A 6,045-nucleotide genomic window follows, 5' to 3' on the forward strand; every position below is an offset into this window, starting at 1 on the left:
GCGGTGCCGGGGGCTGGCCGGGCGGCCCGGCGCCGAGGCGCGGCGCTGGCTGTCGCGGGCGGCCTTGCTGCCCTTGCCGTTGCGGGAGGCGGCGCCGTAACCGGCCAGTTCCTCCGCCGTGGGCAGCTTGATGCTGGTGTGGGTGTCGCGGCTGGAGTCCGGCGCGGCGCCCCTGACCAGCGGTACGGCGCCGCGCGGGCGGTCGGCGCCGGGGCCGCGGGGCGGTTCCGGGGCACCGGGCGGCAGGTCGGCGAAGCCGTCGTCGTACGCGTCCTGGCCGTCCGCGCCCGGTCCGCCGTCGTCGGCGCCGGGGGCGGCGACGTCGAGCGCGGGCAGGCCCGCGAGGTGCGGCAGCAGGTCCCTCAGCCGGGTGGCCAGCTCCCCCGCGGTCAGCCGCGAGGCGGGCGCCTTGGCCAGGCAGGCGGCGAGGATCCGCCACAGGTCGTCGGTCAGACCGGGCAGCGGCGCGACGGTCTCGGTGACGTGCCGGCGCAGCACCGCGCCGGGGTGGCCGCCGCCGAACGGCGTGAATCCCGCGAGGAGTTCGTACAGCACGGTGGCCAGCGCGTAGATGTCGACCGACGCGCGCGGCGGCAGGCCCTCGATGATCTCCGGGGCCAGGTAGTCGGGGGTGCCGATGATCCGGGTGGCACGGGTGCGGCGCGGGGTGTCGACCAGCCGCGCGATGCCGAAGTCGGTGAGCAGCGCGGGCGGCGCGCCGCCGGGGCCGGTGGCGACGGCCGAGTCCAGCAGCACGTTCTCCGGCTTCACGTCGCGGTGGACGACGCCCGCCGCGTGCGCGGCGGCCAGCCCGTCGGCCACATCCGCGGCGATCGCGACGGCGGCCTCCGGCACCAGTCGCCGCTCGCGTTCCAGCCGCGAGCGCAGGTCGGTGCCGCGGACCAGGTCCATCACCAGGGCGAGGTCGGTGCCGTCCACCACGAGGTCGCGGATGCCGACGATGTGCGGATGGTCCAGGGAGAGCAGCGCCGTGCGCTCCTGCACGAAGCGGCCGACGAGGTCCTGGTCGGAGGCGAGGTCCTCGCGCAGCAGCTTGATGGCGACCGGGCCCTCGGGGCCCTCGCCGAGCCACACCGTGCCCGCGGACCCCCGTCCGAGCACCTGGTGCGCGGTGTACCGGCTGCCGATCTTCCTGGCCAAGGCTTGCTCCGACTCCTCCGACAGTCCGTCGTGTTGGCGACAAAGCTACGCGGATCAGGGGCCGTTCGGGGTACGCCAGCCCCCTCACGCGCCGTTCCGCCACAGAAATCACCCTCCAGAAGTCGACAAATCCCCAAGGTGAGCCCCCCAAGGGTGCAAGGGTGCGGCGGCGGGGGCCGCCCTACCGCAAGGGGGTGCGGCGGGGGGGGTGCGGGGGCGGCGGGGGCGGGTGCGGGTGCGGGTGCGGGGGGCGGGTGCGGGTGCTCAGGGGGTGCGCCGGGGGCGGGTGCGGGTGCGCAGGGGGGTTCTCCGGGTGCGGGTGCGCAGGGGGTTCGCCGATGGGGGCTGGTTGCGCAAGGGGCTGCACCCGCTGCGGCACCGCTGCGCGGTGGGGCTGGCCGCTGGGGTCCGGCTGCGCAGGGCGGTTCGACGCTGGGGTCCGGCTACTCGGTGAGGTACGCGCCAGGGTGCGGCTGCGCAGGGCGGTTCGGCGCTGGGGTCCGGCTGCGCGAGGGGCTGCGCCCCTGGGGTGCCGCGACGCAAGAGGCTGCGCCCCAAGCCCGCTGCTACGCAGGAGGGTTCGCCGGTAGCCATGGAGCCGAAGGGCGCGCCGGTGTTGAAAGGGAGAACGCGCACAGTGACCGAGGAACGAGGGAGCGAGCACGATCGACCGTCGACACCGGGTCTAAGCGCCCGGAGGCGGAAGGGCGGCAAAAAAGGGGGATCGCGGTGAGCATACGAAGGACGGTTCCCGCGCAGGGTGAGCATGCGCGAGACGGTTCGCACCACGGTGAGCTCACACGAGAGGGCTCCCACGCGGGGTGAGTTGGCGCAAGGCGGTTCGCACCTACGGTCAGCTCACACGAGACGGCACCCGAGCGGGGTGAGCGTACGCGAGACGGCGCCCCCACACCGTGACCTCACGCAGGACGGCACCCCCACACCGTCACCCCCAACGCTGAGCCAGCGGCAGGGGGCACCCACCTCACGTTTAGCTGGCCCAAGCGGGAGCACACCCACGGGGGGCCTCACGGGAGACGCCAACCACCCACGGCGCACCCCGCGTGGGAACCCTCTCCCGTCAACCCACCCTGCACGGTGCCCTCTTACGTCGGCGCACCGCCTGGTGGGAACCCTCTCCCGTCAACCCACCGCGCGTGGGAGCCCTCTTGTGCAGACTCACCGTCATTCCCCTTTTTTGCCGCCCTCTCGCCTCCGGCGGCTTAAATCCGGTGTCGACGGTCGATCGTGCTCGCTCCCTCGTTCCTCGGTCACTGTGCGCGTTCTCCCTTTCGACACCGGCGCCGCCTTTGGCTCGCTGGCTACCGGCGAACCCACCTCACGCAAACGCACCCCAGCGGCCCAGCCCCTAGCGCAACCGCACCCCACCGGCGAACCCCACCGCGCAGCGGTGCCGTAAGGGCGCAGCCCCTGCGCCCTTACGGCACCCCAGCGGCGGACCCTCCCCCGCAACCACACCGAACGGCGAACCCCAGCCCGTAGCGCTGACCTCGCGGCGCAACCCCCTGCGCAAACGCACCCCAGCGGCGAACCCCCTTGCGCAACCGTGCCGTAAGGGCGCAGCCCCTTGCGCAACGGGACCGCACCAGGCGCCGAACCCCACCCCGTAGTGCTGACCTCGCCGTGCACTCCCGCGCAGACGCGCCGAGCGGCGAACCCCACCGCCTAACCTCCTGCCCGGAGGGCTCTCCGCGGCGAGCACCGTTGTCAACCGCCGGGCGGAGCGCGTTAGTTGCCGTTGGAGTCGCCCGTGATCGAGGAGATTTTGTCGTAGACGGTGCTGACCCAGCCGGAGGAGGCGTCCCAGAGGTTGCGGGTGCTGTTGACCCAGTCGGGGAGGGGGGTGGTGTACCAGACGACGACGAAGATGACGACGATCACGAGGATGACGGTCAGGCAGCCCTTGAGGCAGCCGAGGCCCGGGATCTTCGTGGGGTTGGCGCTGCGCTGGCGGGGCTCGCGTTGGCGGGGCTGGGGCGCGGGGGCGGGCGGGCGCTGGGGCTCGTAGCGTTGCGGCTGCGGCTGTTGGTAGCGCGGCTGTTGAGGCTGAGGGCGCTGCTGAGGGCGCTGTTGCTGGGGCTGCTGGTACGGCTGCGCGTAGCCCTGTCCGCCCTGCTGGCCCTGACCCTGGCCCTGGCCCTGGTGCGACTGGCGCGGCGGCTGTTGGGGTTGGGGCTGGGGGCGGCGGCGCGGCTCGCGGCGCAGGGGGTCCTGTTCGGGGGACAGATAGCGCAGCTCGGTCTGCTCGTTGCGGTGCCGCAGGGCACTGAGCTGGGACTCCCACGGGTGCGGGCCCTGGGGGGTGCCGGGGCCCTCGTCCGGGATTGGCGGCAGGACGCGGGTGCCCTCGGCGGCGGCACCGCCGGGGCCGGGGCCGGGGTCGCCGGGCAGTTCGGTGGTGGAGGCGTTCGGGTCGTAGGTGGAAGGCGTCGCGCCCTGGCGGGAGGGCAGCACCTGGGTCGGCTCCGCGTCTCCGGAGGCGGAGGCAGAGCCCTGGCCGGTGCCGGGGACCAGCGTCGGCGTCGCGTCGGGCGCCAGGAGGCCGCCGACGGCGAAGGCCGCCTCGGCCGCGGCAGGCGAGGAGTGCACGCCGATGCCCGCGGCGACCACGCGCAGCGCGCGGGCCAGGTTCTCGGCGCTGGGCCGCTGCCCCGGCTCCTTGCGCAGGCAGCGCTCTATCACCGTCCACAGCGGTTCCGGCACGGTCGTGGGGCGGCGCGGCTCCTGGTTGAGGTGCGCCTGGAGCACTTCGATGGCGCTGTCGCCGCGGAACGGCGGACGCCCGGTGACCAGCTCGTACAGCAGGATGCCCGCGCCGTAGACGTCCACGGCCGAGGTCTGCGGGCGGCCCTGCGCGGACTCCGGCGCGATGTACGCGGGGGTGCCGACGAATTCGTGGGTACGGGTGAGGCCCGGCGAGTCCGCGAGCCGCGCGATGCCGAAGTCGGTCAGCATCGGGTGCATCTGCGGATTGCCGTCCTCGCCGGTGACCGTGGCGAGCAGCACATTGGCCGGCTTGAGGTCGCGGTGCACGACGCCGTCGGCGTGGCTGGCGGCGAGCGCGTCGGCGACGGCCGCGGTGAGCAGCGCGGCGCCGACCGGGCTGAACGGCCCGTTCTCACGCAGGTAGCGGTGCAGGTCGGGGCCGTCGATCAGGTCCATCACCAGGGCGAGCAGATCGCCCTCGACCACCAGGTCGCGGACCCGGACGATGTGCGGGTGGCGCAGCCGGACCAGCACGGAACGCTCGCGCAGGAAGCGCATCACCACGTCCGGGTCGCCGGCCAGCTCTTCCTTGAGCACCTTGACGGCGACGGCACTGCCCTGCTCGCCGCGCACCTGGCCACGCCAGACGGTGCCCGTGGCGCCGCGTCCCAGCGGTTCCTCCAGGAGGTACTTGCTGCCTACCGGCCGCACGTCATGCGCTCCCTGCTCCGTAGTGTGTCCGCCCTGACCATGCGCGGTGCCTGTGCCCGCGTGCTCGCGTGCTCGCGGCGGTGCTCGTGGTCGTACTCATGGCCGTACTCATGGCGGGCTCGCCCTGATTCCGGCCCAGCGTAGTGCCGCCGGGCGGGCCCGCGTCCTGGCCGCGCCACGGGAATCGGCCCGTGCCGCCTTCCGTCCGGCCTTCCGTGCCGTGCCCGGTGTCCCGTCCACACCCCCTCCGTCGGCCAGCCCACGACCCGCCGTCGGCCGGACGACAGCCCGCCGACAGCCCGCGGATGGTCCCGGAACGCCCGGGAACGTCCGAGAACAGTTGTCCGACCTAGGACGCGAGGAGCGGGCTGTTGGTTGCGTCACGTGGTGTCACCGGCATGTGCCGTGGCGGGCGGTGAATCGGGTACGGGGACCCGCGCCCGGTTTGTGGCGGCGATCGGCCGCAAGCGGCGGCTTTCCGGTCGGATGCGGCGCTCTTTCCGGACGGTTTCCGTCGCGGGATGATCATCTGCCGTACTTTCAAGATCACTGGGGGCGGGACCGGGGACGGGGTGTCAGTGGCGGGTGGGAGGATGCACCCGTACGGTCCGGATGGGGCAACGGGGGCTCCACCGCTCGTGCTTGTACGTATCGACGCGCCCGCGCGCGGCCGGGGAGGGGACTTCCCGCCGCGGGTCAGGGCAGAAGGGGAGCGCGGACGAGATGCAGATCCGGCTGACCGTCCTCGGGCCGCGCAGCGGTCGGGCCGTGCGTGCCTGTGACGTGCTCATCACGGCGCCCGCGGGGACCACGCTGGGCGCGGTGGCCGGCGCCCTCGCCTCCGCGGCCGGGTCCGGGCAGCCGGGCAGGTCCGCGGGGTCGTCCGTCGCGCTCTTCGCCGGGACGCTGCGGCTCGCGCCGACCACGCCGCTGGGCGTGCCGCCCCTGGTGGACGGCGCCCTGCTCTCGCTGCACGCGCCCGCCGAGCAGCGTGGCGGCCATGTCGCGGACCACGGTCAGTACGGCCGGTTCGGGCAGTACGGGCAGCCGCCCGCCGAGACGGCCAGGCTGCATGTGGTCGGCGGCCCCGACGCGGGCGGTGTGCACCTGCTCCAGGGCGGCCAGGCCAGGATCGGCCGCTCGGGCGACGCCGACGTCCCGCTCGACGACCCGGACGTCTCCCGTCTTCACTGCGAGGTCGCCTTCGGCGCGGACGGGCTCATCACCGTCGCCGACCTCGACTCGACCAACGGCACCACCCTCGCCGGGCAGCCCGTCGGCCCCCGCCCCCTCGCGCTGCCCCCGGGCGCCCTGCTCCGGATCGGCGAATCGACGCTCCGCCTGGAGTCCGGAAGCCCCGCCGGGCCCTCCGCGCTCGCCGCCGAGCCCGACGCCGACGGGCACCTGCGCGTCTCGCTGCGCGAGCCCTCCGCCCCGCTCCCGGTC

General features: G+C 74.4%; 3 protein-coding genes. 1 reads left to right on the top strand and 2 read right to left on the bottom strand.

The annotated features are described in order from the left end of the window. The coding region (locus BGM09_RS02800; protein ID WP_188279756.1) for a serine/threonine-protein kinase at positions 1-1,161 on the bottom strand (1,161 nt) is incomplete at its 3' end. 1,749 nt (positions 1,162-2,910) lie between these two features. Beyond that, positions 2,911-4,599: a serine/threonine-protein kinase gene (locus BGM09_RS02805; RefSeq protein ID WP_188279757.1), complete on the bottom strand. Its 1,689-nt coding sequence runs from the start codon at positions 4,597-4,599 to the stop codon at positions 2,911-2,913. A gap of 723 nt (positions 4,600-5,322) precedes the next feature. On the opposite strand from BGM09_RS02805, the gene BGM09_RS02810 reads away from it, so the two are divergent. Next, positions 5,323-6,045 (top strand): FHA domain-containing protein (locus BGM09_RS02810; protein ID WP_188279758.1); only part of this gene is annotated, 723 nt, incomplete at its 3' end.

The sequence above is a fragment of the Streptomyces sp. CBMA29 genome, assembly GCF_014596445.1.
Classification (GTDB): Bacteria; Actinomycetota; Actinomycetes; order Streptomycetales; family Streptomycetaceae; genus Actinacidiphila.